The following is a 26299-nucleotide window of genomic DNA, read 5'->3' as shown; positions in this document are numbered from 1 at the left end:
CCAACAATCTCAACGCTGTTCTGACGCCCTGAAACAGGGACAGTGGGGAGGCGATGAGCGACGTACCTGTTCCGAAGCCGGTGGCTGCGCCCGTCGTCGAGTTGCACGGGGTCGGTCTGGTACGGGCCGGGGTGCCGGTGCTTGACGGCATTGATCTGGCGGTGGCGTCGGGGGAGGTGTTCATGCTGCTCGGCGCTTCGGGGAGCGGAAAGACCTCGCTGCTCAAGCTCGTCAACCGCCTGCTTGAGCCAACCTCCGGCGAGGTGCGGGTGGCCGGGCAGGCGGTGGCGATGTGGGATGTCATCCAACTGCGCCGTCGGATGGGGTATGTCATGCAGGATGCGGGACTGTTTCCGCACCTGACGGTGGAGCGCAATGTCGGGCTGCTGCTGGAGTTGTCCGGCTGGACGCCGGAGCGGCGGCGGGCGCGGGTGGTGGAACTGCTGGACAGCGTCGGTCTGCCGGCCGGGATGTATGCCGGCCGGTTTCCATCCGAACTGTCGGGCGGCGAGCGGCAGCGGGTGGGGCTGGCGCGGGCGCTGGCGCTCGATCCTGACCTTCTGCTGCTGGATGAGCCCTTTGGGGCGCTCGATCCGGTCGTGCGTTCCCGGCTGCAACATGAGTTTGCGGAACTGGTCGCCCGGTTGGGAAAAACGGCGTTGTTCGTCACCCATGACCTGCGGGAGGCGCTGCGGGTGGGGACGCGCATCGGGTTGCTGGTCGGCGGGCGGCTGGTGGCGGATGCGCCGCCGGAAACCTTTCTGAAGCTGGACTGCCCGGCGGTGCGCGAATACGTGCAGGCGGCGCGCTTCTGAAGCCGGGTGGTCGTCCATCACACGCATGACGTGGCTACAGTTCATTCTGGAAGAGCGGGCCATCTGGCTGACAGCCTGGCGGGAGCACGTTCTGCTCGTTCTGGTGGCCACGGTGCTGGCGCTGGCCGTCGGGCTGCCGCTGGGGATTGCGGCGGCCCATCTGCCCCGCGTGCGGGGGGTGGTGTTTGCCGTGGTCAATGCCGTGCAGACGGTGCCGAGCCTGGCCCTGTTTGGGCTGCTGCTGCCGTTGCCGTGGCTGGGCGGCATCGGCGCGCGCACGGCGATTGTGGCCCTGACGCTGTACGCGCTGCTGCCCATCGTGCGCAACACGGCCACGGGGATTCTGGGAATTGAACCGGGTGTACGGGAGGCGGCGGCAGCCCTTGGGCTGACGCCGTGGCAGCGGCTGCGCTACGTGGAGTTGCCGCTGGCGACGAACGTCATTCTGGCCGGGGTACGGGTATCCGTCGTGCTGTCGGTCGGCACAGCCACGATTGCGGCGGCCATTGGCGCCGGCGGGTTGGGGACGCTCATTTTTCGCGGGCTGCGGCAAAACGACAACCGCCTGCTGATTGCCGGCGGGGCGCTGGCGGCGCTGCTGGCGCTGCTGGTGGATGTCATCTTTGCGGCTTTCGAGCGCCATGCCCCGGGGGCTGCCCCGCGTCTGGTACGGGTCCGCCGTCTGGCGGCGGCGGCTGGACTGGTGGTGCTGTTGCTGCCGGTGCTGTGGAGTTACCGGGTGGCCTCCGGGCCGGTGATGCCGACGGGACGGCCGGTTGTCGTCGGTTCAAAGGACTTCACCGAGTCGGTCATTCTGGCAGAAGTGCTGGCGCAGGCGCTGGAGGCGCGGGGTGTGGCCGTGGAGCGCCGGTATGAGCTGGGCGGCAACCTGGCGCATACGTCCCTGCTGGCAGGGGCGGTGGATGTCTATCCCGAATACACCGGCACGGCCTGGACGGCCATTCTGGGGCAACGTCCGCTGACCGATCCGCAGCGCGTCTATACGGAAGTCCGGCAGACGTATGCCGCGCGTTTTGGGTTGGTGGTCGGGCCGCCACTGGGCTTTCGCAATGACTTTGCCATTCTCGTCCGTCGCCAGACGGCCGTGGAGTACGGTCTGCGGACCATTTCTGATGCGGCGCGGGCGCCGCTGCGGTGGCGGGCCGGCTTTGGGCAGGATTTTATGTCGCGCGCTGATGGGTACGCGGGGTTTTGTGCGACGTATGGCTTTGATTTTCAGTCGCCACGGGAAATGGACTTGGCACTGACCTACCGGGCGCTGGCGGCCGGCGAGCTGGACATCATTGCCGGCAATGCGACGGATGGCCTCATCGCGGCGCTTGATCTCGTCGCTCTGGAAGATGACCGGCACTATTTTCCGCCCTACCAGGCCGTGTATGTCGTGCGTCAGGCGGCAGGGTCCGAAGTGCCGTCGCTTGCCGAAGTCGTGCAGTCATTAGCAGGGGTAATTTCGACGGCGGCAATGCAGCGGATGAACTATGCCGTGGATGGTGAAAAACGCACGCCACGTGAAGTCGCGGCTGATTTCCTGGCAGCTTACCGGGCGGGTATGTCTTCCGTCCCCTGATATTGAGCCTGTTTTGTAACCGGGGTGACCTGTGCTGGCCTGCTTACCAGGGGCAGGGGACAATCCTTTGCCATTGGGCGAGCAAGCTGGTGTTTTGGGATGGGCTTGGGGGCACTTGTGTGACTGGTGGGTTGCTGGGTAGGCTCTTGGCTACCCATTCCCATTGCTCACTGGCCTGAACGAGTATGACCCAACTGGCACACATCACGCGCCTGCTGGCGCGGCTTGGGAAAAAACCGAACATTGCGCCGACGCCGTCGCGCCTCGTCTATCATGAAAACAAGTTGCGGGTTTTGGGTTATGCGGCTGCCGGGAAGCGGCAGAAGCAGCGTCCCTTGCCGGTGCTCATCGTCAACTCGCTCGTCAACAAGTACTACATCCTGGATTTGACGCCCGGCAAAAGCTTCGTGGCGTATCTGGCCGGAGAGGGCATCCCGGTGTACATGATTGACTGGGGCGTACCGGATGCCGGCGATGCCCGGCTTACCCTGGCGTATCACGTCAATCACTATCTGCGGCGGGTGGTGGAGGCGGTTTGTGTCGACGCTGGTGTGGAGCAGGTTGTCCTGGTTGGCTACTGCATGGGCGGGACGCTGTCGCTGATGTACACGGCGCTGCATCCGGCGCGTGTTGCCGGGCTGGTGTTGCTGGCCACGCCGGTGGATTTCGCCAATGACGCCATACTCAACCTCTGGACGCGCCGGGAGTATTTTGATGTGGACAAGCTCGTGGATACGTTCGGCAACCCGCCGGAGCAGCTTCTGCAATCCACCTTTATGATGATGAAGCCGACGAAAAACATCACCAAGTATGTGGATTTGCTCCAGCATGCCGACAATGAGGATTTTGTGGAGACTTTTCTGGCCTTTGATTACTGGGTCAACGATGTTGTTTCGCTGCCGGGGGAGACGTTTCGGCAGTTTGTGAAGTGGTGTTATCAGGAAAATCAACTCGTGCAGGGGAAACTCAGGCTGGGGCGGCGGACGGTGAAGCTGGAGCAGATTGCCGTGCCGGTGCTCAACGTGGTGGCCAACCACGATGACGTTGTGCCGCGTGTATCTTCGGAGGCGTTAATGGGGCTGGTTGGGAGTCGGGAGAAGGAACTGCTGGCGGTCAATGGTGGGCATCATGGGTTGTCCATTGGGAAGAGCGCCGTGGAGGTGGTGTGGCCGCGGATTGCGGCGTGGGTGCGGGAGCGGCGTGCGGGGTGAGGTAGGTTGGCGTTCTGGGAAATTCTTTCGTCTGATAACGCATGAGAAATCACCTCAGAGCATCTCATGTTTGAATGTTTGAAATGGAAGGGGGGAAGCCATGGCGCCCCAGCGCTACTCCGTCACGCCGCATCCGATTGAAACCATCCTCGCCTGGGTCAAGTCAGGTGAGATCGCCATTCCTGAGATTCAGCGTCCGTTTGTGTGGGAAGCAACGAAGGTGCGCAACCTGCTTGACTCACTGTACCAAGGCTATCCCGTCGGCTATCTGATTACCTGGCGCAATCCTACGGTAAGGCTGAAAGACGGGACTCCATCGGCTGGAAAGCGAATTCTCATTGACGGGCAGCAGCGCGTCACCGCGCTCATGGCGTCGCTCCTGGGGCATGAGGTGCTGACCAAGGACTACGAGAAGGTTTACATCCGCATCGCCTTCCATCCCCAGGAGGAACGCTTCGAGGTGGCCAACCCGGCAATTCGCAAGGATGCTGCCTGGATCGAGGACGTGACCGCCGTATTCGCTCCCTCCACGAGTGTTTTTCAACTCGTGACAGGGTATTGCCAGAAGAACCCTGGTGTTTCGCAGGATGCCGTATTCGTCACTCTTGAAAAGCTGCGCAAGATTATCAACAACCACGTTGGCGTGATTGAGTTGGCGCACGACCTCGACATCGAGACGGTCACGGAGATCTTCATCCGCGTCAACTCAGCCGGTACCGAGCTGTCGCAGGCCGACTTTGCCATGTCCAAAATCGCCGTGAACGAAACCTACGGTGGCAATGTGCTCCGCAAGGCGATTGATTACTTCTGCCACATGTCCGTGGCACCGGAGTTCGTGGTACACGTTGAGAAGCGTGACCCGGCATTTGTCGCCTCCGAGTTCTTCTCCGTCATGCGGTGGCTCAAAAATGCCAACAACGATATCTATATCCCGTCCTATACCGACATGCTGCGGGTCGCTTTCACGTCGGAATTCGGGCGCGGCAAGCTGCAGGACCTGGTGGCATTGCTTTCGGGGCGGAACTTTGAAACCAGGCAGTTTGAAGAAGCCATCTCTGAGGCGTCATTCGACAAGCTCAAAAAGGGCGTCCTGGCTTTTATCAACCAAACCCACTTTGAGCGCATCACCATGATCCTGCGTTCAGCCGGTTTCGTGACCAGTGACCTCATCAGCGGCCGGAATGCGGTGAATTTTGCTTACGTTCTCTATCTCCGCGGCCGGGCCGAGCGCGTGCCTGCCGCGGACCTTGAGCGGCTGGTGCGGCGGTGGTACGCCATGTCCATCCTGAGGAGCCGCTACACCAGCAGCCCGGAAACGACCTTTGACTACGATATCCGGCAGATTGCGGCGCGCGGGTTGGTGTCCTATTGTGACGAGATCATCAAAAGTGAACTGCCGGACAGCTTCTGGACTGGTACGCTGCCGCAACTGATGAACACCTCTTCGGCACAAAGCCCTTACTTCCTGGCCTATCAGGCCGCACAGGTGAAGCTCGGCGACAAAGGGTTTCTCTCCCGTGACATCACCGTGCGGGACCTCCTGCTGAACCGCAGCGATGTGCACCACATCTACCCCAAAAAACATCTTCAGAGACAGGGGCTTGCGCGGGGACGCTACAACCAGATCGCCAACTTCGTCCTGACGCAGAGCGAGATCAACATCGCCATCGGGGACAAGCCGCCCGATCAATACTTTGCCGAGCTGGCCGAACAGGTGCACGGTGGCAGGAAGCGATATGGCGGGATCACCGATGAAACCGAGTTGCGTGCCAACCTGCGCGCCAACTGCGTCCCGGATTCGCTGCTCGACGGGCGGATTCCGGGCTATGACGAGTTCCTGGAGGAGCGGCGCAAACTGATGGCGCTCAAGGTCAAGGCCTGGTTCGAGGCGCTGTGATGCCGCGCGGATGCCCTCACACGGATACGGTACCCGCCGGGGACAGGCCGCCACACGACCAATGCACCTCGCCGCTGTCGTTTAACCGAAAACTGGTGCAGCAGGAGATTGTCGCCAAGCTGACCGACTTGAAGGCGGCCATTGAGCGCGGCGAACTGAATTTGGCGGTCTCAAGGCCATCTGGTTCGGTCGGCATCTGTACCAGCCGCTCCTCTCTCTCAATAACAGTGTGGTTGAGATTTCACCGGTGACTCTCAACCTGGGTGAGCAGGCACCACGTGGTGTTTCAGGATAAGGACAGGGACAGCTACATCGGGATAGTTCTTCAGCTTGCAACCGGCGGGCAGCCCTGACGCCTTAGCGTTTTAGCGGGAAGGGGGCGGTGAAGGCGGAGGCGGAAGGGCATCGCCGTCTGGTGCTGGAGCGCATTTTCTCTCGCAGGAAATCATCACACCCAACAGATGGCAGACGGTAAACAGTCCGGTTGGGCCGGAGGTGTGGGAACCCGGCAGACCGAACCCGGCATGCCGTCCACATCCGTGGCGCAGTCACAGCTTGCCAGGCGTGGCGCTGCAAAAACCATCGGTTTCATAGGCGTTGGCAAAGTCTGGCGTAGCGGGACAGCGGGGATTGGTTTCAGTGACACAGGTACAGACTGGGGTGAAACCACTCCCCTCTGCCCCAAACCTGCCGGACGGCAGGGAATGGTCGGGCAGAAACCATTGAAGCTGGTGCGCGTCCGGCACAAGGCGGTGCATTGCAAACGTCCGGGAGCGTTTCGGCAGGCGGAATAAAGTCGCCTGCCGGCAGGTTCTACCTGTCAAATCTCTCGGACAGGGGGCCCCCCATGATGCAGTTACTTTGGAACAAGCGGCGCTTGGCGTGGCTGGGTGTCGGGTTGGTGGCAGGTACGTTGGTTATTGGCAGACAACCATCTTCACCGTTTCCGGTTGCCGCAGATGCTTCGGCCCGTACCGCCGCACCACAGGCGGCGGCACCGGTCGAAATTGAGCTGGTTCAAACACCGGGTCAATTCGAGACCAAGGGGCTGAGGCTCAAACCAGGCAACTACGTGTTCAAAATTGTCAACCGTGGCATCGGGCATGAAGTCGGGTTCTATCTCTAGGAAAAAGACAGGAACGGTCGGGCGGTCAAAGGCTCAGACGCCGGCCATGTCCGGGACGGAGAGACAAGGAAGACCAAAGTTGTCCGTTTGAACCGGGGAACCTATGTGTATAGCTGCCCATTGAACCCGACGCCACACTACACCATCACCGTCGAGTAGGCGGCTCTCCGCGCCCAGAGCTGAAGGCACTATGGAATCCATTTACTTTGTTCTGTCCTGGCCCTGCCATCGGCAGTGCCCCCACTGCTACGATGATCGGTTTCACCCCTACCAGGGTGAGGAAATGAAGTCCCTGGTTGCTGAATCAGCGCGCAACATCGAGCGCCTGGTTGCGAACCTGCCGCAACACATGCGCTATTTCGATCTCCATGATCCCGATGAACAGGGCAGACCCCGGGAAAAGGTCGGGCGCATCATTCTGGCTGGGGGGAAGTCCTGCTGCCAGCCGTCCGCGAACAGGTTCTCTATCCGGCCATGGAGGCAATTCATCGCAAATATGCCACCGAAGGCGGCGTTCACATCGTTGTCCAGACCACCGGAGACCTGCTGACCTGGAGCTTGATTGACGCGCTGGTTGCGCGTCATGTCTCGTGCCTGCTGATTTCAGGGGTGGATAGTTTTCACAAGGGGCTCGAAACCAAAGCGGCGCAGCTTGGGTTTGTGACACGCCTCACCATGTTGCTCGAAACGCGGGGGGTACGGAAGCTCGCGCTCGAAGACGCCAGGCGTGGCCATCTCACGCCACAGGGGCGGCCGACCTACCTGTTTTTCGGCGCGCAACCGGACTTGTGGATTGGAAAGCTCTGGCCGCGCGGGCGCGCCATGGTGAACGAGTTGTCCACCGCCCGGCTGTGCGACAACTTTTGTAACCAGCTCTCGGGTGGGGTGGGCTTTTTGCAGCCCAATTTTCAGGGTTCGGAGGTTTCCATCGAACCGAATGGCAATGTCTATCCCTGTTGTCTAAAGACCAGACTGGCGATTGGCAATCTGCTGGAGGATCCCCTCGATGCCATCCTGGACCGGCTGCAGGGAGACCCGGTTTACGAAGCCATTTCCATGGGGCATCCCGAACGGATGGGCATCCGCCACGGCTGGTCGGTCGAGACCTTCGTTGAAAAATCCCAGATGCGACTGCCTTCCGGGGCCACGTATCGCAATTTCTGTATCGGCTGTGACCGGTTTCATGAAGAGGTCCTCATCCCGCTGCGCCGATCAGGACGCCCGGAGTGAGGGCGTCCCCACCGAGGTCGGGTCAGCGCCCCCCCGGCCGGGATGGGTGCCGGCTGCCGCGCCGGTCATGGCCGCCGCCTATGCTGTGTTGCCAGGGCTGACGCTCTGGGGCGTAGCGAGTGTCTGGTTTCTGAGGTGCTACATTCTGGTGGCCCTGCTGGCGGGCGTCCTCTGGGGTGGGCTGCTCTGGCAGTGGCGTCCCGGATGGTTTTCCCCGCGTGGGATTGTGTTCTGGGGGGTGCTGTTCCGGGTGCTGCTGCTGCCTGTTCCACCCCTGACTTCGACGGATGTCTTCCGGTATGTCTGGGATGGCAAGGTGTTTGTGTGGACCGGCAACCCCTATCGCTGTGCGCCGGTGTCCGATGAACTGCGGTCGCTCCGTGACGGATATGTGTTCCCACACATCAACCACCCTGAGTTGCCCACGATTTATCCACCGCTGGCACAGGTGTTGTTTGCGGTGGCCTATCTTCTGGGGAACGACTCGCTGTGGGGAATCAAGCTGCTCAGCCTGCTGGCCGAGGGGGTGACACTCTGGTTGCTGGGGTTTGTCCGGCTCACCGCTGTGGGGCGTGATGCTTCGTGGATTGTGGCGTATGCCTGGTGTCCGTTGCCAATTCTGGAGTCCATGGTGGGGGTGCATGGCGATACGCTGGGAATGCCGTGGTTGGCAGCGGTGTACCTGGCTGCGGCCGGCCGTCGCCCGGTGGTCGCCGGACTCGCGTTGGCAGGCGCAGCCCTCATCAAGCTTTTCCCACTGGTACTGCTCCCGGCACTGTGGCGACAGGAACGGGGGCGTGCCGTAGTGGCCGTGTCTGCGGCCAGTCTCCTGCCGCTTGTGGCAGGGTGGGCCGCATTTTTCCTCGATGCGGCTGACCCGCTGGTGTCACTCAGGGTGTATGTGTGGAACTGGCAATTCAACGCGCCGTTGTTTTCCGGTTTCCAGCACTGGCTCCAGGATGGCTACCGCGCCCGGCAGATTTGCCTGCTGCTCTTTCTGGCAACGGCCGCCGGGGTGGTCATCCGGGAAACCCGTTTCATACCGGCGGCACAGTGGTTGTGGTTGGCCTTCTTCCTGTGTGGGACGACGGTTTTCCCGTGGTACCTGATGTGGCTTGTGCCGGGACTGATGGCGGGATTTTCCTTTCCGGTCGTGTGGCTCATCGTGACGGCCCCTCTGACCTGCTTCACCGAGCTTGGGTATCAGGTGGAGGGTGTGTGGCGGGAGTCGTACTGGGTCTGGGCTGTTGAGTTTCTGCCCGTGACCGGTTGGCTGGTCGGGAGGGGTGGGGTCAGGATTTGGCAATGGCATGGCGGAAGACGACATGGAGAATCTTGATACCGGCGCGGACGCTGCTGGCGAGCGTTCCGCTGATTTTTGAGACGCCGATGCGCGGGCGGTAGCGCACGGGGACTTCAACGACCCGCAATCCGGCCTGGAGCGCCCTGATCTGCATTTCGACCGTCCATCCATAGTCCCTGTCGCCCATGGCAAGGTGCTGGAGTGATGTCCGGCGAATGGCCCGAAAGGGTCCGAGATCGGAGTAGGCATGACCCCAGATGAGACGGATGAGCGCTGTGGCCAGCCAGTTTCCGAAGCGTTGGTGGGGCAGGAGTGCCGCTGGTTCGGCCTGTCCCAGAGTCCGCGAGCCGATAACGAGGTCGGCGTTGCCCTGCTGAATGGGGGCCAGCAACCGTGGCATGTCTTCCGGGAAGTCGGAATGGTCAGCATCGAGGAAAACGACGATGTCAGTTTCCGGAGGAAGGTGGGCAAGGGCGCGCTGGCAGGCGGCTCCGTAGCCGCGTCGTGTTTCTGTCACAACCAGGGCCCCGGCTGACCGGGCAATGCGGGGGGTTGCGTCGGTACTTCCATTATCACAGACGATGACTTTCGCCCCAAGCCAGGGGGGAATCTCCGCCAACACCTGACCGATGGCCGCGGCTTCGTTGAGTGCCGGCATGATGACCACCACACGGGGTGGCGGAACCGGGAAACGGGGTGGTACGGAGTGAGCCGGTAAGGAGTTATCCATCATGCGGTTATTCGTCCTGTTTGCCCGTTCGCCCTATGGCGAGGGCATCAAAACGCGGCTGGCGCCCTGCTGTGACGGGCCAGCCCGACGGCGCCTGCACCACGCCTTCGTTCTGGATTCACTGGCCAACCTGCGCGGTGCTGCCAGGCGGCACGCCGGACAGGTGTGGTTTCGGGTCGCCTCCCCGTGGCCGACACGGGCCCCGGCGGGCAGCGATGTTTTTCCCCTGCCACCGTGGTTGAAGGAGCGGGCGCTGGCAGCGCAGGTGGGGGAGTCCTTTGGGGAGCGTTTGGGTTATGTCTTTCAGGAAGCCTTTGCCGCCGGTTACACGCGGGTCGTGGTCGTTGGAAGTGACACGCCCCTGCTGCCGGGATACCTGATTGAAATGGCAGTGGCCGGCCTTGAGCGTGTTCCGGTGGTGCTTGGTCCTGCCGAGGACGGAGGGTATTACCTGATTGGGGTCTCTGCCGCCATGGGCCGGCCGGAGCGTTTGTTTGAGGGGATTGCGTGGGGGACGGCACAGGTTTTGGCGCCGACACAGGCGCGCTGTGCCGAAGCCGGGGTGGCACCGGCGGTCCTGCCGGTGTACTTCGACATTGACCGCTGTGCGGACCTCGCCCGGCTGGAGCGGGACCTTACCGGACTGGCCAACCCACGACGGTATGCCACGGGACGACTTCTCCAGGCGCTGGGGCGGCTGGCCACGACCGCCGTGGCTTCCACCACCGGGCTGGTTGTCCGGGCGGCTGAACAACGTGCTGAATGACGTTGGGTGTGGTGGGGCGTGCACAGACCAGGTTGGCAGAAAGCGCGCGGGGATGGCTGAGGAAATACGTCCGGCGGGCATAACCTGCCGGGTGGGACTTTTATTCCCGGTGCGGTCATACTTCAGCGCCGTGGTGGGGGGTGACGCAACCAATCGGCGATAAAGTGGGCCTGCCGCAGGGCGAGTGCCATGACGGTCAGGGTGGGCTGGTTGAGCGAGGAAACAAACAGTGAGGCATCGGCGATGAAGAGGTTGGGAATATCGTGGGTTTGACCGAATTCATTGGTGACTGAGGTCACAGGGTCCTTTCCCATGCGGCAGGTGCCACAGGCATGCAGTCCACCACCGGTTTCCGGGACCATTCGCCGGACGGTGATGTGGTCTGCGCCGAGGGTATCGAGGAACGTGCAGCCGGCGTCAACCATGGCCTGCCATCGCGCCCGGTCTTCATCTGACAGCGTAAAACTGACTTTGGGCAGCGGGCGTCCCCAGGTGTCCACCTGATGGGGGTCGAGTCGGATATGGTTTTCGCGTCGCATCCCGACTTCAGCGATGCCTTGCAGCCGGATGGAAGCTGGATGCCAGGCGGACAGCGCCTGCTTCCAGGCACGGCCGAATCCCGACTGGAGCTGCGCCGGAGAGGGGAACAGCGTGGGGCCGCTCTGGGTGAGAAACAGCCACCCACCCCCAAAGTCAGCTTCCGATCCGGGGCTGAGGTTGACATGGCGTGGGATGAGTCCATGCTCGCCGTGGTGTGGGGAATCCGCCCTGGGGCCGGATTTCCGCGCCGTGCCTTTCAGTGCCGGAAGCCAGCCCTCGATTTCAACGCCCATGCTCTCCGAAAGAAACACGCCGACCAGTCCACTGCTGTTGGCAAGTCCCTTTCCCCCATCCGGGTGCGGGGAAGCCAGCAGCAGACGGGCCGTTTCAACGGCCGAAGCGGCAACGACGACAACCTGGGCCGTGAGGCTGGTGGTGGCTCGGGTCTGCCGGTCCATGATGTTGACGCCATGGGCCCACCGGTTGGCATCGGGGATGATTTCGGTGACGATGGCGTTGCTGCGCAGGGTCAGGCGTCCGGTACGGGCTGCCGCCGGGACGAGTCTCGAAAACGCATCATATTTGGCCGCCGTGCGGCAGCCGAGCGCACAGCGTCCACATCCGTGGCAGGCTGGTGAACGTTCACCATTGGAAATCGCCTTGCGGGCGAGCACAAGCGGCACTCCCTGCCGGGCGAGAGCCGCCTGCATCTGACGCTCTGCGGCGCGCAACCCGAACAGCGGGGGCTGGAACTGTCCATCCGGGTGCTGAATGAGCCCGGCCGGCTGCCCTGTGACGCCCATAAGTCGTTCGGCGGCGGCATACCAGGGGGACAGTGTCGCGTGGTTGAGCGGCCAGTCCTCACCGCGTCCCGTCAGGGTACGCGCCTGAAACTCCAGGTCGCCAAAGCGCAGGGCATGTGCTGTCCAGTACAGGGTTTTGCCGCCAGCGACCCGCACGCGCTTGAGGAAGGACCGGCCCGCTTCGATGCCGAGGCGGTACGGTGCATCGGTATCGGAAATGAGGTGGGCTGCCGGGTAGGCTTCTTCCCCGTCCGCTCCGTGTCCGCGCCAGGGAAGTGTTTCCGGCGGGGTGTCGGTCAGGAACTCCCGCTGAGGGTCGGGTACTGGGCCAAACTCAAGGACGGTCACGGTCAGACCGCGCATGACCAGCCCATAGGCAACGGCCAATCCGGCCGCCCCGCCCCCAATGACAATGACCTGCGATACGTTGTCTTGACGCATGGTGCTGTCCGAAAGTGAACCCCCAGGTGGCGACGGCCTTCGGGGCGGGTGAAGTATTCCAGTGCGGCGATGTGCCGGAGGGTGACGAGTACCCGGTGCGCGCTGGGGGGGAGGGTGGGCGTCCACACCAGGTTCAGTCGGTGTTCCCGTGCATCCTGGCCAAGACGGGTGAAATCCCGTCCAAGCCGCTGCTGCAAGATTGCCAGTCCCCGTTGAAAATCGGTGTGCTGTTGCGGGTGGGGGGCAAGGTGATGGGAAAGCAGGCGCAGCACTGCCGGCGGATCCGCCCCGGTGCGTGGCTCACGGTCAGGTGGCAGGAGGGTCGTGGTGAGGTCCCGGATGAGGCGACGTTCACCGGGCGTAAAGACTGCTGCCCGGTCCTGAGCCAGGGCCCCGGCTGAATCCCCGGCTGAATTCCCAGCCGAAGCCCCACGGCACGCTGCCGTCAAGCCCCTGGTCAGGGGCAGCAGGAGAAAACCCGTGAGCCCTTTTTTCAAAAACCTGCTTCTGGGATTGCTGGCGGCAACCGGCATCTCGGCACTGGGAATCTATTTTCTGGATGGCTATCTTTTTGGCGACTGGCAGGCCCGGCTCGACAAGGAAGCACAGAAGGTTCAGATGCTTGAAAACGAAAATGAGCAGCTGGCCTGGCTAGAACCCCGGCTCGCGGAAGTCCGCGAGGAATCCCGCCGCCTGGAAGAAGCCGTTACCGGGCTCCAGATGCGGCTGCCGAGTCAGGATCAGTTTGGGCAGATGATTCAGGATTTTACTTCGGCGGCACGTGAGCGGCAACTGTCCCTGACCGTTCAGGCCCAGCCTCCGGTCAAACGTGAAGGCATCCAGTCCGGGACACTCGATTTTACGGTCGAATCCATCACCGCAGGCGGCTACCCCCGTGTCCGTTCCTTTGCCGACTGGCTGCGGGACTACCCCCGCCTGCTTTCCTTCCGGGACTTTGAAGTGCTGGTGGGAACGGGAGGACAGATCAGCCTGCGCGCCACCTGTCTTTCGCCGGCCATGTTTGATGTTCCACTTCCGTCTCCGCCACCACGGTAAACCCTGTCCGTCCGGGACCGGACAACGGGCTGTACCGGCCGATGATCCGGTTCTGCCCGTGTTTCCGGTGCCTGACGCCCCTCCTCCCTGAAGCTGAAGGACACCCTGTTTCCAACAACTTTCAAGAAAGGAAGAGCCTCATGCCTCGTCATTCATCCGCCCGTTTCCGGTGCGCCGGACCTGCCCTGCGTCTGTTCCTGCTCTCCGTTTTCCTCACGCCTTCCGCCTTCGGGCAGTCCATGTGGAAGCCCTTCGAGCCGGAATGGCGGATGACGGCCCGCACCGCCCCCCCCTCCACCGTCGCCGGTACCGATGCCGATACCGCCTGGCTTTCGGCGGCCTGGGAGTCCGGTGCGGATGATCTCAATCTGTCGGACCTGAACCGCCGGTTTCCGCTGCTTCAACTGGCGCAGGAACTTGCAGACGCCATCGAGAAAGCCCCCCCGCGAGCACCTGCTGCGCTTCAGGGAAATCCCGGAGGGGCTGCAGATGTATGTCTTCTGGCATCTCTCCACATCCACCCAGTCCGGAATCGTGCGGACCGGAATGCAGGAAATGATCGCCCGCTACCCCCGGCAAAGCGCAACGGTGGCCTCCCTGGAGAAAAAGTATCTGGCCCTGCTGCCCCTGTTTGAAAAGGTGCGGAGAACCGGCCGGATGTCGGGCAACGTGGCACGGGCGTTCAAGGACAGCCTCAAACCGGCGGAAAAAATCCTGGCCTCGGCCATTGGCGATGCGCTTTTTCCCGGCTCGCTGTTCATGATCTATCCGACGGAAGCGGAAATCAGTCCGGCCGGATGGCAGTGGTTGTCCCGGATGGCTTCCACATCTCCGGCTGCCCGTCAGTTTCTGACGCTGCCGAAGGCCCCGGATACCGAATCCGGCACCACAAGACCGTCCCCGGAGGATGCCACCGATGGATTTTTCGTCATCCCGCAGGGAAATGTGCAGAAAAATCCCGCCTCCGGGTGCATCTGCAACACCAACCGGGAGTGTCGGGGACGACTGGCAACCTGCACCCCCGGGGGATGTTATAACCATGGGTACAGACAATGCAGTTGGTGGTTCTGGTGGATTTACTGTGACCGGGATGCGCGGCAAGCCCCGCCGTTCAGGGCGGGGAAGGATAGCGCAGACGGCGGAGCCGTCCTTTGGGTTTATCTCAGTGCGGTGTCTGTTGCTGCTCGATGTACTGGCGCACGATGGTATTTCACCAAAAAGACCACGTGAACGTGCACCTTGAAAACACAGTGCCGCCCATGTCGAATATCGTTGTCATCACCCATAGACCAAGAGTATAATTGCGGTTATGCAACGCCTCCAGGCCTTCAGATTCGAACTCATGCCAAACGGCCAGCAGGAGCGGCAGATGCGCCGCTTCGCTGGCGCTTGCCGGTTCATCTACAACAAAGCATTGGCCTTGCAGAAGGAGCGCTACGAGCGTGGCGAGAAGAAGCTCGGCTATGCCGGGCTGTGCAAGTTGCTCACTGAGTGGCGCAATAGCGCAGAGACAGCTTGGCTGGCCGATGCACCGATTCACCCGCTGCAACAAAAACTCAAGGACTTGGAGCGCGCCTACAGCAACTTCTTCGCCAAACGCGCCGACTTTCCGCGCTTCAAGAAGAAGGGGCGGTCGGACAGCTTCCGCTATCCCGACCCCAAGCAAATCAAACTCGATCAGGGCAATAGCCGTATCTTTTTGCCCAAGCTCGGTTGGCTGCGCTATCGCAACAGCCGGAAAGTGCTGGGCGATCTGCGCAACGTCACCGTCAGCCTGAGCGGCGGCAAGTGGTTCGTTTCCATTCAGACCGAGCGAGAGGTCGAGCAGGCCATCCCGCAGGGTGGCGCGGTCGGCATCGACATGGGTATTGCCCGGTTCGCTACGCTCTCGGACGGCACGTTCTGGACACCCCTCAACAGCTTCAAGCGGCATGAGGTTGCCCTGCGCAAAGCGCAGCAAGCCATGAGCCGCAAGGTCAAGTTCAGCAACAACTGGAAGAAGGCGAAAGCCCGCGTCCAGCGCATCCATTCCCGCATCGGCAACGCCCGCCGCGATTTCCTGCACAAGGCCTCGACCGCGATCAGCAAAAACCACGCGATGGTGTGTATCGAGGACTTGCAGGTGCGTAATATGTCCAAGTCGGCGGCAGGCACGGCAGATGCGCCGGGAAGAAACGTTCGGGCCAAGTCCGGCCTGAACAAATCCATTCTCGACCAGGGCTGGTTCGAGTTCCGCCGCCAACTGGACTACAAGCTGGCGTGGAGAGGCGGCCATCTCATTGCCGTGCCGCCGCAGAACACCAGTCGCACTTGCCCAGGCTGCGGCCACGTGTCGGCGGACAACCGCCAGACCCAAGCCCGGTTCGTATGCGTGGCGTGCGGCTATGAGAATAACGCCGACGTTGTTGGCGCGATCAACATCCTTTCTCGCGGGATACAACGATTGCGGGACGAAGGGCAGGACACGGCCAACGCTTTGGTCGGGATGCAGGTGGACTGGCTGCCTGTGTCAGCCCGGATGGCCTGTGGATCGAACTGCATAGGCAGTCGGAAGCAGGAACCCGCCGAGACGACGGCGCGTGGAGCGATCCGTGCGTAGTTGTGGTAGGAATCTCCGCCCTTTAGGGCGGGGAGGACGTCAAGGGCTCTGCAGTTGATCGTGTGGCATGCTCCGGTTTTCATGCCGGGCACTCTCCCTTGGTTTCCGCTCCGGTTTTCCACCAGCTGTTATCTCCCGCAAGCAACTTTCAGTCTCACCGGTTTCAGTCTCATCAACCAGTCCTGTAACCCCAGTTACCGATGCCGATTTCCAGAACATCACAGCACCCCATCCTGCGCTTTCTGCCCTCCCGTTTCCGGCGGCTGATAGTCTGGCTTGCCGTGGCCGGGGCTTCCCTGCTGGTGGTGCTGGTCTTCTGGGAATGGGTCATCCCGTGGAAAATCAGGGTTCACATCGAGGAATGGTGGTGCCGGCTGCATTCCGTTCCGAACCACTCGGTGACCCTTTCCCTGGCTTGCGAAATGGCCCGCGACTTTAACCGCCTCCCACGTGAACGCTGGCTGGACCACCTGCTTTCCATCCCACCTCCACTGCGTTTTTTCATTCTCCGCATGATGGACCCGGAGACCAGTCTGACCCTGCTCTCCATGCTGGAAGAAAGGGCCTGCACCCGGTTCCCCCACCAGACGGCAACGGTTCACAGCCTTTTTGCCAAGACAGCCGAACTCTATCGCCTGCAGGACGCGCCGCCCAACAATGCGGCGGCACTCCCCCTCTTCCGGGAAGTTGGTGCGGAATGGCTGCAGTCCCTGACCCCGGAAGAAAAAAACCTGGCCCTGGTATTGCACCGGGAGTGGTTTCATCCGGCTCTCCATCTGCGCCACCGCAACCGGGTCTGGATTCTTCCGACGACGGTTCCCGTCATCAATGACTGGCTGTCCCGTTATGATAGACTCCGGGAAGAGATAGACCTGTTTCCGTTCAGCCCTTTCCCGGGCGACCCTGCGGCGCCTGATTTTGCCACCCATTATGAAACCGACGGTTTTTTTGCGGCACCGCGCCTCGCCACCTGTGACTGCGCAACCGATGTGGATTGCCTGCCGGGTTCGGTCTGCCATGTTTCCATCCCCGCTCCTCCATCAGACACCTTCACCTGCTGTCACCTGCTGGGGGTCATCATTCCATGTCAGGGAAAATGCCTCCCGTCTGAAAAGATGCCCGCCCCCCCGGTCCAGTCCTCATCCTGAGCCTTCCCTCAACCGGGTCATCCGGAAACCAGGGATATACGGCAAGGACTCCTCAAAAACCCGGACATCCTTACGGGAGCCAGATGCAGAAGAGTGCCCGTCGGCTCAGGGGAGGGTTCATGGCATGGCTATGTGATGTTCGGGGTGGTCCGGGAGCGTACCCGGTGGCGCTCTATGAACCAGGCAACGCAAAAGCTTCCGTGAATGAGGAGCAGGCGGGTGGCTGACTCCCGACCGTCACTGTCCGCATAGATCAGGTATGAGAGTACGGAGAGTCCGCCGTACAGCAGCCAGGACCACTGTCCGGTCAGGGCGGCAAGGGGGATGATCCAGATGAAGTACCAGGGCATGACGGTCGGGCTGAAAAAGAACAGTCCACCAAGCACGCAGAGCAGCGTTTCGGGGGCGGACCGGGGTGTGAGCGGCAACTGACGGCGGTACAGGAAGAGCAGGGTCAGAAACACACCGCCGCTGATGGTCCTGGCCAGGACCGCATGGTTGAGTGGAAGTCCACTCAGGTGGAGCAGTCCATGGCACAGTTCGGAGAAGCCGGGGTTGAAGGTCCAGTGTTGGGTATAGGCCGCCAGTCCCGCCCAGGCGACTTCTCCGTGCCGGAATGGCCACAGCCCGGTGGCGAGGGTCAGTCCAAAAGCGCAACTCCCGGCCCAGCGCAGGTGACGTACCGCAAAGGGAAGCAGCAGGAGGGGGGCGAGTTTGTTGACGTCCTCCCCGCCCTAAAGGGCGGAGATTCCTACCACAACTACGCACGGATCGCTCCACGCGCCGTCGTCTCGGCGGGTTCCTGCTTCCGACTGCCTATGCAGTTCGATCCACAGGCCATCCGGGCTGACACAGGCAGCCAGTCCACCTGCATCCCGACCAAAGCGTTGGCCGTGTCCTGCCCTTCGTCCCGCAATCGTTGTATCCCGCGGGAAAGGATGTTGATTGCAGCAACAACGTCGGCGTTATTCTTACAGCCGCACGCCACGCATACGAACCGGGCTTGGGTCTGGCGGTTGTCCGCCGACACGTGGCCGCAGCCTGGGCAAGTGCGACTGGTGTTCTGCGGCGGCACGGCAACAAGGCGTCCGCCCTTCCAAGACAGCTTGTACTCCAGCATACGACGGAACCCGTACCAACCCTGGTCGAGGATGGACTTATTCAGCCCTGACTTGGTATGGACATTCTTCCCCGGAGCATCGGCCGTACCTGCCGCCGACCGGGACATATTGCCCACCTTCAGGTCTTCGATGGCTACGACCGCGTGGTTTTTGCTTATCGCCGTCGAGACCTTGTGCAGGAAATCGCGCCGGACATTGGCAATACGAACGTGAATCTTCTGGACGCGGGCTAGCGCCTTCTTTCGGTTGTTACTGCCTTTGACTTTACGGGAGAGCGATTGTTGTGCCTTGCGCAAGGCTACCTCATGCCGCTTGAAGCTGTTGAGCGGAGCAAAGAACGTGCCGTCCGAAAGCGTAGCAAAGTGGGCAATACCCAGATCAATCCCAACCGTGCCTCTCTTTGGTCGAGGCGTCTCAACTTCACGTTCGGTCTGAATTGACACAAACCACTTGCCGCAAGACTGGCTGACGGTGACGTTTTTCACTGTGCCCAGCACTTCCCGGCTGTTGCGGTAGCGCAACCATCCAAGCTTGGGCAGAAAAATACGGCTGTTGGCCTGGTCAAGCTTGATCCCTTTTGGGTCGGGGTAACGAAAGCTATCTGACCGGCCTTTCTTCCTGAATTGCGGGAAGTTGGCCCGCTTGGCGAAGAAGTTGGTGTAAGCCCGCTCCAAGTCTTTGAGCGCCTGTTGCAGCGGATGAATTGGGGCATCGGCCAGCCAGGCCGTTTCCTCGCTGTGCCTCCACTCGGTAAGCAACCTGCACAACCCGGCGTAACCCAACTTCTTCTCGCCCTTCTCGTGCCGTTCTTTCTGTAGCACCAGCGCCTTGTTATAGACATACCGACATGAGCCGGCGAAGCGACGCATCAATCGCTCCTGCCGGCCATTGGGTATCAGTTCGTACTTGAAGGCTTGAAGTCGCAGCATGGTCTTGATTGTACTATGAACTGCGTTTGGACGGCTTCGCCGTCTGCGCTATCCTTCCCCGCCCTGAACGGCGGGGCTTGCCGCGCATCCCGGTCAACGTGGCAGCGGCCAGCCAGATGCCAATGGCCACCGGCCGGGCGCGGGCCAGTGCCAAAGTCAGCCCCAGAAGCATGAAGGCGACCAGGGCGTCGGCGTGCCCGGTGCCGACACCTTCCTTGATGACGAGCGAACTCCAGGCGTAAAGCGCCAGTTTCCAGGGGGGCTGGTCAAAGTGCGTGAGCGTCAGCCAGAGCAGGGCCATCACGCCCAGGTCCAGGAGCAGCAGGCACAGCTTCCATCCCACGACGCTGCCTGGAAACAGGGTGTAACTCAGGCGGAACAGGAGCTGGAGTCCGGGGGGATAAGCCGTTGGAAGGTCAGGATGATTGATGTGGGCGTGAATATCACGCCAGTGGTCATTGGGAAGCAGGCGGGCGCGCTCCGCTGCCGGCACGCTGGTGAGCCCCCACTCCAGCGCGTCGTCGGGTTCGAGAAAACAGGCCGGTGGGTACTGGTATGGGTTGAGTCCCAAGGCTTGCTGGTGTCCGTCCCACAGGAAGCGCCACAGGTCATGGTCATAGAGCAGGAAACGGTTGAAGACCACTTCCTTTCCGGTGAGGTCGGCGTGGAGTTTGGCTGGTGTGATCCCGTCGGGGATGCCGGCCGGAAGCACCAGCAGCCGGAAGCCCGTGCCAACGAGGACGACCAACGCGGCTACACAGCCCGGTTGGATACAGAAATGCTGTGTCGCCAGGGTGCGAACGGCCATCACATACAGCAGAAAAAGCCAGGCAAACAGAAGTAAAAACGCATGCACCCCGGCGGCACCCGGCAGGTTGGTCAGGTGGAAGCCGGTGTAGGCATAGGCGAGGGCGGAAAGGCCCAGCGTTACCGGGAGTAACCCCTTCCGGGACCATTTCCGGCGCTCTCCCGGTGGGCAGGGTTCACAGGCACTGGGGCTGAGGTCGCGTTGTTTCAAGGGGGTCCGTCAAAAAGCATCCGTCAGAAAAGGCGGCTGATGCCGACCGTAACAAAGGTTCCGGTCGGGGTGTTTTGCCCAGCCACGGCGAATTGAATTCCCCCGGTGGCCGTGAGCCTGGACCGGCCGCCGAAGGCTGACTTGTCTTCGGCCCGGAACCGGGTCTCACGGTTGAACACAAGGGTGGTTTCGCGTCCTTTGGCATCCCGCAGCGTGATGGATGAATTGCGGATGGCGCGTAACTCACCCCGAACGGAGCGGCTGATGGTGAAGTCGTCCCGGGCCTCAGAGCCGGGGGTGGAGACGACTCCTCCGCTCCCCCCGCTGGTGAAGGCGTTTGCGGATGCCCTGACGGACACCCCTGGGGTCACGTTGCCGCTGGGGGGGCACGTTGCCGCTGGTGATGCCGACGAAGCCCGTGATGACGACGACCGGGCAGGCACACCGTCGCCACATGGAAAAACATCGCATGGCGCGACTCCTTGCTGGTCCCTGTGTTTCAAGGGGCCGGGTTGGGGGCGGTGGAAAAGTCATTGAGCCGCCAGTCGTAGGGGAGGAAAGCCATGGCCTTGACTTTCCCGGTGAGTTCAGGACGGTATCGGGTGATGAATGCGGTGACATCGCCAAAGTCGGCGGCATACCACTGGAAGATCATCGAGACTGTCAGCGTGCCGGTCTTTTCGTCAAAGTGCGCGCCACGGGCGGGATCGTTGAGAAACGCCACCGTTCGGGCGTCGAGCTGTTGGTCGAGCGTGTCGCGGCAATAGGCGTCGGCAGCGAGAACCGGGCAGCCGTTGGAGGCACAGTTGATGGCGAAGTGGATGCGCGGGTCGTTGAATGTCGGACGCAGGATCGTGGCTTCGATCTGGTTGAGCGTCAGGGACTGTCCGCCTGCCACGGCTGGGGTTTCCCAGAATCCCCTGGCTCCGGGGTCTTTGAGTTCATTGAAGTTGACACTTGTCAACGGATACCGTTCCAGCCCGCTGTTGAGGGTGAGGGCATTGTAGGCATTGATCCAGAATGCCTTGCGCGAGGGTTCGTCGAGGCTTTTGGGGGACGTTCCGGCCAGCCATTGGACATAGTCCCTGAGTGCCGCGCGGTCACCCGGGCTGCGCAACCAGGACTCGTACCTGACCTTTCCCTCCACGACATACGTCCTGAGCAGTCGCCCAAAGGCGCGATGCCGTTCATCGGCCGGTGCGTCCGCCGGGGAAGCCTGTGGCTCACGGCTGGCGGCCGCCGGATGGGAACGGTCGGACTGGAGATGCGGCCCTGGTCCGGCCGCCGACTGGCAGGACTGGCCGGCCAGGAGCAGGAGCGGGGAGAGCCAGAAGACCAGCGGGTGGGCGTTCACCGGTTCACGCATCGGGTGAGGTCTGCTTTCTGCGAAGATGCCAGGGCTGCCTGAGCACCGGCTCATCAGTCAAAACCCACGGGCGGGTGGCTTTATTCCCCTGGTTTTTTTGCCGGCTGATGCCCGGCCGGGCTTTCAGGCGTGGCGGATGCTCCTGTGACATGCGTCGCGGTATGTGTGGGGCGGTATGTGCGGGCGGGAGCGGGCACGCGGGAAGGGAATAAACGTCACTCCGGAAAAGTTATGCCCATCAGATGCGGTCCTGCCGCCAGGGTGGTGTGCCGCGCGGACTCGATGGCGGGCGGCCGAGGGGCTGGCCCGCCGCGTGGAGGGCAAACAACGTGCCTGGTTTTGTCAAGCGTTACCTGGAGTGGCTGCAGCAGGGTGTCCCGACCGGAGATGTCGTGCGCTACCCCGTGATTGGGCCGGACTACCGAACCAACCTGGCGGGGGTCTTCATCATTGGTGATCTGTCGGGTCTGCCTCTGCTGAAGTTTGCCGCCAGGCAGGGCTTCGAGGTGATGGAGACCATTCACCGGGAGTTGCAGTCCCTGCCACCGGTCGCTTCACCAGATGTGTTGGATGTTGTGATCGTGGGTGCCGGCGCTGCCGGTTTATCGGCAGCGCTCCAGGCCAAGCGGCTTGGACTGAACTATGTTGTTCTGGAGTCGGTCCGGGCGGCCAATACGATTGTCAACTTTCCCAAGGGGAAACTGATCTTTGCCGAGCCGATGCAGATTGCGAATCCGAGCGAGCTTCCCATTCGTGAATCAAACCGTGAGGAACTGCTGGCTGCCTGGCAGGCGTTGCTTGACCGTGAGCAGCTCGCCATTCGGGAAGGGGCGGAGGTGACAGACATTCAGCGCCGCACGGATGGCCACTGGGCTGTTACGGTGGCCGGGCAGCCAGCCGTGGTTGCGCGGCGGGTCGTGCTGGCGACAGGGAAGGCGGGCAATACCCGGCGGCTGGGCGTTCCGGGGGAGGACCTCCCGAAGGTTCTGGACCGGCTCTTCAGTCCACAGGATTTTCACGATCTGGACATCCTCGTGGTAGGGGGGGGGTGATACGGCGGTGGAAACCGCCGTGGCTTTGGCTGAGGCCGGCAATCGGGTGACCCTCGCTTATCGGCGTTCGGCTTTTTCCCGTATCAAGGCTGGCAACCACGAACGGATCCGGCAGCTTGCGGACGCCCGGCGGATCACCCTGTTGTTTGACACCACCGTGGTGCATATCTCCGAAACGGAGGTCGAACTCGATGTCGGTGGGCAGCGCCGGCGCCTCCCGAATGCCCTGGTCTTCGCCATGATCGGCCGTGAGTTGCCCTATGCGTTTTTTGAACGAATCGGCATTGCGATTGAGAAGACCTGGACGCTCACCCGCTTTGCGCTCTACGGTCTGGCGGTGTTCATCTTCACCTCCATTTACTTTGGCAAACATGTCGTGGCATCGCGGGTGCTTCAGGAAGGTGAACCGGTCCGGCGCTATTCCGAATGGCTCGTCCCGGCGATCATCGTCGCCGGCATGATCGGCGTGGTGTATGTGGTCTATCTCCGTTTGAATCGTGGCAAGCTGGACACCTTCCGGGCCTATGTGGGTCCGACGGCGGTGCTGATCGTGACGTTAGGGGCGTCACTCGGTGCGCTGTGGTGGATGAGCGGGCAGTCTGATGCCAACTTTCTGTGGGGCAGGCATCCTGGATTCTGGTACAGCCTGCTGTACACGGTCACAATTTTCATCTTTGGCCTGCGTCGCATGCGGCGCAAGCAAGTGGGATGGCTACATCGTCCGTCAGACCCTCAGCCTGGCGCTCATCCAAGCGGTGCCCCTGTTTCTTATCCCGGAGCTGTTACCGGTCATTGCCCGTCACGGCTGGATTCCGGCCTGGATCGAGGCGCCAGGCCTTTCCGCATGGGGATTACTGGCGGTGGTATGGATTTATCCTGGCGTATCCCCTGTTCATTCACAATGTGTTGACCGGGGAGCCGAGTGCCTTCTGGCTTGTGGTCTCGGTCATCCAGACGTTCGTGCTCATTCCCGGGCTGGTGTACTTTTTTGGCAAGGGGGCCTATTGTGGCTGGATTTGCTCGTGCGGTGCGCTGGCTGAAACCCTCGGTGATGACTATCGCACGCTGGCTCCCCATGGCGAGCGGGCCAAGCGTTGGGAACATCTGGGGCAGGGGGTACTGCTGGTTATTTTCGTGCTTACGTTGGGTTGGGGGTTGACCCACTGGACGCCGGCCGGGTCCTGGTTTCGGACGGCCACCTTTGGTGGACTGTCCCTGCCTGTAGCCGTTGAGCACCTCAGGCACTGGTATGAGCTGGTGATTGACGTGGGGTTTGCCGGCACGATCTCCCTTGGGGTTTACTTTTTTTATTCCGGTCGCATCTGGTGCCGGTATGGCTGTCCGCTGGCGGCGCTCATGCACATCTACGCCCGCTTTACGCGCTATCGGATTTTTGCCGACAAACCCAAGTGTATCAGTTGCAACATCTGCACCAGGGTTTGTCACATGGGGATTGACGTGATGGGCTATGCGAGCCAGGGGCGTCCGATGGATGATGTCGAGTGCGTACGGTGTGCCGCATGTGTTACGAGCTGCCCGATGGATGTCCTGAGCTTTGGCATGACAGGGAAGGAGCATCCCCACGATCCGGCGTCGCGCCTGTATCAACTCCGGCGCGGGGCTTCAGTTCCTGGGTCGGCAGTGACAGGTTCACAGCTATGACCGGGCGGGGCCATGGCTGTTTCCGGGCGCCTGCACCTCTGTACTCCAATCCACAACCGGGTTGGCTCTCGCCATTCTGAAGGCTTTCTGATAATGGTTTGCCAGTCATTCCCCCAGTGGCTGGACAGCCGTGGCGCTCATGGCATTCCTGGATTGAGTGAGGCCGGAACAAACTTGCTTTTCAGGCCCTATGGGTATGTTCTGGGGCTGGTCGTCCTGGTCATCGGATGCAGCATCTGGGGTTTGGTGACCGGTCAGCCAGAGGTGATTGTATGGTTGACCCTGGGCTATCTGGCCTATGAAATCAGCCTGACGCTCTTTCTCTTTGTGGCCACGGCGCTGGGGATTGCCGCCTGGCAGCGTGGCTACCGTCCACCGTGCCCGGAAGCCGCCCACCCGGTCAGTGTACTCATCGCCGCGCACAACGAAGCCGATTGTATTCTGGAAACCCTGACGAGCGTGTTTGGTCAGGTGGGGGTGGTCCCGGAAGTCATCGTGGCGAGCGACGGCTCAACGGATGGCATGAATGAAATGCTCATCAGGACTTTTGGACTGACCGCCGTGGACGGGCAGGAAAGATGGTGCGGCGAGGTTCCCCGGGTGGACACCGCTCCGGCGCGGCTCACATTGCTGGCACTGCCCAAAGTCGGGAAGGGGGCGGCGCTCAATGCGGGGCTGCGGGTGGCGGAGGCGGAACGGCTGGTCACATTGGATGCGGATACCCTGCTGGCTCCGCGGGCGCTCCTGGAATTGGCGGCGACCTTTGAGGACGGCGTGACCGTGGCGGCGGGTGGTTTTATCTACGTCCGTGGTGCGGCCGGTGGGCCCTGGATGGTACGTCACCAGTATCTTGAGTTTTTTCGCAACTTCATGTGGCGCATTGGTCTGGCGCACTGTGGCGTGTGTCTCCAGGTCTCAGGTGCATTTGGCGCTTTTCGGACGGCTGCGTTGCGTGAGGTGGGTGGTTTTTCAGAGGCGACGCTCGTTGAGGACTATGAAATCATTTACCGGCTGCATGAGGTCTATCAGCGTTTGGGGCGTGTGTATGCCGTCCGCGTGGCCCCGGCGGCGGTGGCCTACACGGATGCTCCACGTACCCCGTGGGCGTTTGTCAAGCAACGCACCCGCTGGTTCGCCGGATTTCTGAATACCCTGTGGGACTACCGCCGGATGATTGGTGCGCCGTCCTACCGTGCTATTGGCTGCTTCATGCTCCCCGTCAAGGTGGTGGACGCGCTTCTGCCAATCTGGGGGATAACGTCACTCTTCATCCTGGTTGGGGCCTTTCTTTTTGGGCGTGAGCAGTGGCGCTGGTACGCCGTGGCACTCTTTGGGGCGAAGTGGCTGTACGATCTCGTGTTGACCGGGCTTCTGGTCAGCCTCCACGAAAGGACATTTCCGGGACGCCCTTTATCCTTGGGACGGGCGCGGCTGGTCCTGACGATACTGACGGAAGCCATTGGTTTTCACTGGTTCCGGCAGGCTGCCGTGTTGAATGCCTACCGTTGGTTTGGCTTTGGGATTCGGCGTTGGGAGCAGGCGCGCTGGCAGCCGGCTGGGGGGAAGCCGCCGGTGCGCACGGCTGCACCGGCTTTGTCATGGCTGGGGTTTGGCAAACGGCAGCAGGACCACTCACAACCTTGATTGATCACGGCTGTGACTGAAGCCGCCTTGCTTCTGTCGTTTCCGGGGCAGGGGTACGGAGTGTTTTCAGCTTCAGTCCGGTTTTGGATGCTTATTTTGGAGGCTTAGAGTCTGATAATATAGATTATGTTTCTATGCCCGTCCGCAAGGATGCAGAAATGTTGCCGGAATGTTCAACGGACGTAGCACCGAAAGCCTAACCACAGACAGCAAAAGTTCAAGGCCGGGTAAAGTTCAAGGTCGGGTTTTGTCTG

At 61.6% G+C, this 26299-nt stretch carries 24 protein-coding genes; 17 read left to right on the top strand and 7 right to left on the bottom strand.

Going from position 1 to position 26299, the window contains the following annotated elements:
- Nucleotides 1–53 precede the first annotated feature (53 nt).
- From J8C05_RS12120 to J8C05_RS12090, 7 genes are all read left to right on the top strand, one after another.
- Nucleotides 54–815, top strand: a complete 762-nt coding sequence (locus J8C05_RS12120; RefSeq protein WP_211423794.1) for an ATP-binding cassette domain-containing protein — start codon at nucleotides 54–56, stop codon at nucleotides 813–815.
- A 25-nt stretch (nucleotides 816–840) separates the two neighbouring features.
- Nucleotides 841–2403 carry a glycine betaine ABC transporter substrate-binding protein gene (locus J8C05_RS12115; protein WP_211423793.1) on the top strand — a complete coding sequence of 521 codons (1563 nt, stop codon included), beginning with the start codon at nucleotides 841–843 and terminating at the stop codon, nucleotides 2401–2403.
- 185 nt (nucleotides 2404–2588) lie between these two features.
- Nucleotides 2589–3614, top strand: coding sequence for a PHA/PHB synthase family protein (locus tag J8C05_RS12110; protein WP_211423792.1), 1026 nt, complete (start codon nucleotides 2589–2591; stop codon nucleotides 3612–3614).
- Between the two features lie 100 nt (nucleotides 3615–3714).
- A complete protein-coding gene (locus J8C05_RS12105) occupies nucleotides 3715–5511 on the top strand; it encodes a GmrSD restriction endonuclease domain-containing protein (RefSeq protein ID WP_211423791.1) in 1797 nt (598 codons plus the stop codon).
- 847 nt (nucleotides 5512–6358) lie between these two features.
- The gene (locus J8C05_RS12100) at nucleotides 6359–6637 is read left to right on the top strand and encodes a hypothetical protein (RefSeq protein WP_211423790.1); all 279 of its coding nucleotides are present in this window, start codon (nucleotides 6359–6361) and stop codon (nucleotides 6635–6637) included.
- A 474-nt stretch (nucleotides 6638–7111) separates the two neighbouring features.
- On the top strand, nucleotides 7112–7867 hold the full coding sequence (locus tag J8C05_RS12095; protein ID WP_211423789.1) for an SPASM domain-containing protein: 756 nt from the start codon (nucleotides 7112–7114) through the stop codon (nucleotides 7865–7867).
- Nucleotides 7821–9206: a hypothetical protein gene (locus J8C05_RS12090; protein ID WP_211423788.1), complete on the top strand. Its 1386-nt coding sequence runs from the start codon at nucleotides 7821–7823 to the stop codon at nucleotides 9204–9206. Before J8C05_RS12095 ends, J8C05_RS12090 begins: the two co-directional genes overlap by 47 nt.
- On the opposite strand, the gene J8C05_RS12085 is transcribed toward J8C05_RS12090, so the two are convergent.
- Entirely contained in the window at nucleotides 9160–9903 is a 744-nt protein-coding gene (locus J8C05_RS12085; RefSeq protein ID WP_343316697.1) for a glycosyltransferase family 2 protein, read from the bottom strand. The genes J8C05_RS12090 and J8C05_RS12085 overlap by 47 nt on opposite strands.
- On the opposite strand from J8C05_RS12085, the gene J8C05_RS12080 reads away from it, so the two are divergent.
- On the top strand, nucleotides 9902–10666 hold the full coding sequence (locus J8C05_RS12080) for a TIGR04282 family arsenosugar biosynthesis glycosyltransferase (protein WP_211423787.1): 765 nt from the start codon (nucleotides 9902–9904) through the stop codon (nucleotides 10664–10666). The genes J8C05_RS12085 and J8C05_RS12080 overlap by 2 nt on opposite strands.
- Nucleotides 10667–10788: 122 nt before the next feature.
- Here J8C05_RS12080 and J8C05_RS12075 read toward each other — a convergent pair whose 3' ends face one another.
- Nucleotides 10789–12450 (bottom strand): GMC oxidoreductase, encoded by a 1662-nt coding sequence (locus tag J8C05_RS12075; protein ID WP_211423786.1) that lies wholly within the window; start codon nucleotides 12448–12450, stop codon nucleotides 10789–10791.
- A 26-nt stretch (nucleotides 12451–12476) separates the two neighbouring features.
- Between J8C05_RS12075 and J8C05_RS12070 the strand changes: the two genes are divergently transcribed.
- From J8C05_RS12070 to J8C05_RS12045, 5 genes are all read left to right on the top strand, one after another.
- Nucleotides 12477–12851 carry a hypothetical protein gene (locus J8C05_RS12070; RefSeq protein WP_211423785.1) on the top strand — a complete coding sequence of 125 codons (375 nt, stop codon included), beginning with the start codon at nucleotides 12477–12479 and terminating at the stop codon, nucleotides 12849–12851.
- 79 nt (nucleotides 12852–12930) lie between these two features.
- Nucleotides 12931–13506: a type 4a pilus biogenesis protein PilO gene (gene pilO / locus J8C05_RS12065; protein WP_211423784.1), complete on the top strand. Its 576-nt coding sequence runs from the start codon at nucleotides 12931–12933 to the stop codon at nucleotides 13504–13506.
- A gap of 417 nt (nucleotides 13507–13923) precedes the next feature.
- Nucleotides 13924–14736, top strand: a complete 813-nt coding sequence (locus J8C05_RS12060) for a hypothetical protein (RefSeq protein WP_211424042.1) — start codon at nucleotides 13924–13926, stop codon at nucleotides 14734–14736.
- Nucleotides 14737–14815: 79 nt separating this feature from the next.
- Nucleotides 14816–16105 carry an RNA-guided endonuclease InsQ/TnpB family protein gene (locus tag J8C05_RS12050; protein ID WP_211423783.1) on the top strand — a complete coding sequence of 430 codons (1290 nt, stop codon included), beginning with the start codon at nucleotides 14816–14818 and terminating at the stop codon, nucleotides 16103–16105.
- Nucleotides 16106–16305: 200 nt separating this feature from the next.
- Complete coding sequence (locus tag J8C05_RS12045; RefSeq protein WP_211423782.1) at nucleotides 16306–17253, top strand: hypothetical protein; 948 nt, start codon at nucleotides 16306–16308, stop codon at nucleotides 17251–17253.
- 128 nt (nucleotides 17254–17381) lie between these two features.
- Here the strand turns inward: J8C05_RS12045 and J8C05_RS12040 are convergent, their stop codons facing one another.
- The 5 genes from J8C05_RS12040 to J8C05_RS12020 all read right to left on the bottom strand — a co-directional run bounded on the left by J8C05_RS12040 (nucleotide 17382) and on the right by J8C05_RS12020 (nucleotide 21687).
- Nucleotides 17382–17717, bottom strand: coding sequence for a hypothetical protein (locus J8C05_RS12040; protein ID WP_211423781.1), 336 nt, complete (start codon nucleotides 17715–17717; stop codon nucleotides 17382–17384).
- Nucleotides 17718–18013: 296 nt separating this feature from the next.
- Nucleotides 18014–19303, bottom strand: a complete 1290-nt coding sequence (locus tag J8C05_RS12035; protein WP_211423780.1) for an RNA-guided endonuclease InsQ/TnpB family protein — start codon at nucleotides 19301–19303, stop codon at nucleotides 18014–18016.
- Between the two features lie 13 nt (nucleotides 19304–19316).
- Entirely contained in the window at nucleotides 19317–20321 is a 1005-nt protein-coding gene (locus J8C05_RS12030; RefSeq protein WP_211423779.1) for a hypothetical protein, read from the bottom strand.
- A 285-nt stretch (nucleotides 20322–20606) separates the two neighbouring features.
- On the bottom strand, nucleotides 20607–20792 hold the full coding sequence (locus tag J8C05_RS12025) for a hypothetical protein (RefSeq protein WP_211423778.1): 186 nt from the start codon (nucleotides 20790–20792) through the stop codon (nucleotides 20607–20609).
- A gap of 28 nt (nucleotides 20793–20820) precedes the next feature.
- The gene (locus tag J8C05_RS12020) at nucleotides 20821–21687 is read right to left on the bottom strand and encodes a DUF547 domain-containing protein (RefSeq protein ID WP_211423777.1); all 867 of its coding nucleotides are present in this window, start codon (nucleotides 21685–21687) and stop codon (nucleotides 20821–20823) included.
- Nucleotides 21688–22016: 329 nt separating this feature from the next.
- Here J8C05_RS12020 and J8C05_RS12015 point away from each other — a divergent pair, with 329 nt between their 5' ends.
- The 4 genes from J8C05_RS12015 (at nucleotide 22017) to J8C05_RS12000 (ending at nucleotide 26045) form a co-directional block, all read left to right on the top strand.
- The gene (locus J8C05_RS12015) at nucleotides 22017–22739 is read left to right on the top strand and encodes an NAD(P)-binding domain-containing protein (protein ID WP_211423776.1); all 723 of its coding nucleotides are present in this window, start codon (nucleotides 22017–22019) and stop codon (nucleotides 22737–22739) included.
- A 7-nt stretch (nucleotides 22740–22746) separates the two neighbouring features.
- Entirely contained in the window at nucleotides 22747–23649 is a 903-nt protein-coding gene (locus J8C05_RS12010; protein ID WP_211423775.1) for a Rossmann-fold NAD(P)-binding domain-containing protein, read from the top strand.
- On the top strand, nucleotides 23643–24401 hold the full coding sequence (locus tag J8C05_RS12005) for a 4Fe-4S binding protein (protein WP_211423774.1): 759 nt from the start codon (nucleotides 23643–23645) through the stop codon (nucleotides 24399–24401). The genes J8C05_RS12010 and J8C05_RS12005 overlap by 7 nt, the downstream gene beginning before the upstream one ends.
- Before the next feature lie 174 nt (nucleotides 24402–24575).
- Nucleotides 24576–26045, top strand: coding sequence for a glycosyltransferase family 2 protein (locus J8C05_RS12000; protein ID WP_211423773.1), 1470 nt, complete (start codon nucleotides 24576–24578; stop codon nucleotides 26043–26045).
- Nucleotides 26046–26299 lie beyond the last annotated feature (254 nt).

It is taken from the genome of Chloracidobacterium sp. N (genome assembly GCF_018304765.1).
GTDB lineage: Bacteria > Acidobacteriota > Blastocatellia > Chloracidobacteriales > Chloracidobacteriaceae > Chloracidobacterium > Chloracidobacterium aggregatum.
Note: the sequence above shows the minus strand (reverse complement) of the source record. Positions and strands in the feature narration are given on the sequence as shown.

Excerpts from the sequence above, each read along its gene's own strand:
- J8C05_RS12095 (WP_211423789.1), top strand. The coding sequence starts at position 7,112 with ATGGAGGCAATTCATCGCAAATATGCCACCGAAGGCGGCGTTCACATC.
- J8C05_RS12085 (WP_343316697.1), bottom strand. The coding sequence starts at position 9,903 with ATGATGGATAACTCCTTACCGGCTCACTCCGTACCACCCCGTTTCCCG.
- J8C05_RS12050 (WP_211423783.1), top strand. The coding sequence starts at position 14,816 with ATGCAACGCCTCCAGGCCTTCAGATTCGAACTCATGCCAAACGGCCAG.
- J8C05_RS12025 (WP_211423778.1), bottom strand. The coding sequence starts at position 20,792 with ATGCGATGTTTTTCCATGTGGCGACGGTGTGCCTGCCCGGTCGTCGTC.
- J8C05_RS12100 (WP_211423790.1), top strand. The coding sequence starts at position 6,359 with ATGATGCAGTTACTTTGGAACAAGCGGCGCTTGGCGTGGCTGGGTGTC.
- J8C05_RS12110 (WP_211423792.1), top strand. The coding sequence starts at position 2,589 with ATGACCCAACTGGCACACATCACGCGCCTGCTGGCGCGGCTTGGGAAA.
- J8C05_RS12090 (WP_211423788.1), top strand. The coding sequence starts at position 7,821 with ATGAAGAGGTCCTCATCCCGCTGCGCCGATCAGGACGCCCGGAGTGAG.
- J8C05_RS12075 (WP_211423786.1), bottom strand. The coding sequence starts at position 12,450 with ATGCGTCAAGACAACGTATCGCAGGTCATTGTCATTGGGGGCGGGGCG.
- J8C05_RS12035 (WP_211423780.1), bottom strand. The coding sequence starts at position 19,303 with ATGCTGCGACTTCAAGCCTTCAAGTACGAACTGATACCCAATGGCCGG.
- J8C05_RS12120 (WP_211423794.1), top strand. The coding sequence starts at position 54 with ATGAGCGACGTACCTGTTCCGAAGCCGGTGGCTGCGCCCGTCGTCGAG.
- J8C05_RS12115 (WP_211423793.1), top strand. The coding sequence starts at position 841 with ATGACGTGGCTACAGTTCATTCTGGAAGAGCGGGCCATCTGGCTGACA.
- J8C05_RS12105 (WP_211423791.1), top strand. The coding sequence starts at position 3,715 with ATGGCGCCCCAGCGCTACTCCGTCACGCCGCATCCGATTGAAACCATC.
- J8C05_RS12045 (WP_211423782.1), top strand. The coding sequence starts at position 16,306 with ATGCCGATTTCCAGAACATCACAGCACCCCATCCTGCGCTTTCTGCCC.
- J8C05_RS12080 (WP_211423787.1), top strand. The coding sequence starts at position 9,902 with ATGCGGTTATTCGTCCTGTTTGCCCGTTCGCCCTATGGCGAGGGCATC.
- J8C05_RS12020 (WP_211423777.1), bottom strand. The coding sequence starts at position 21,687 with ATGCGTGAACCGGTGAACGCCCACCCGCTGGTCTTCTGGCTCTCCCCG.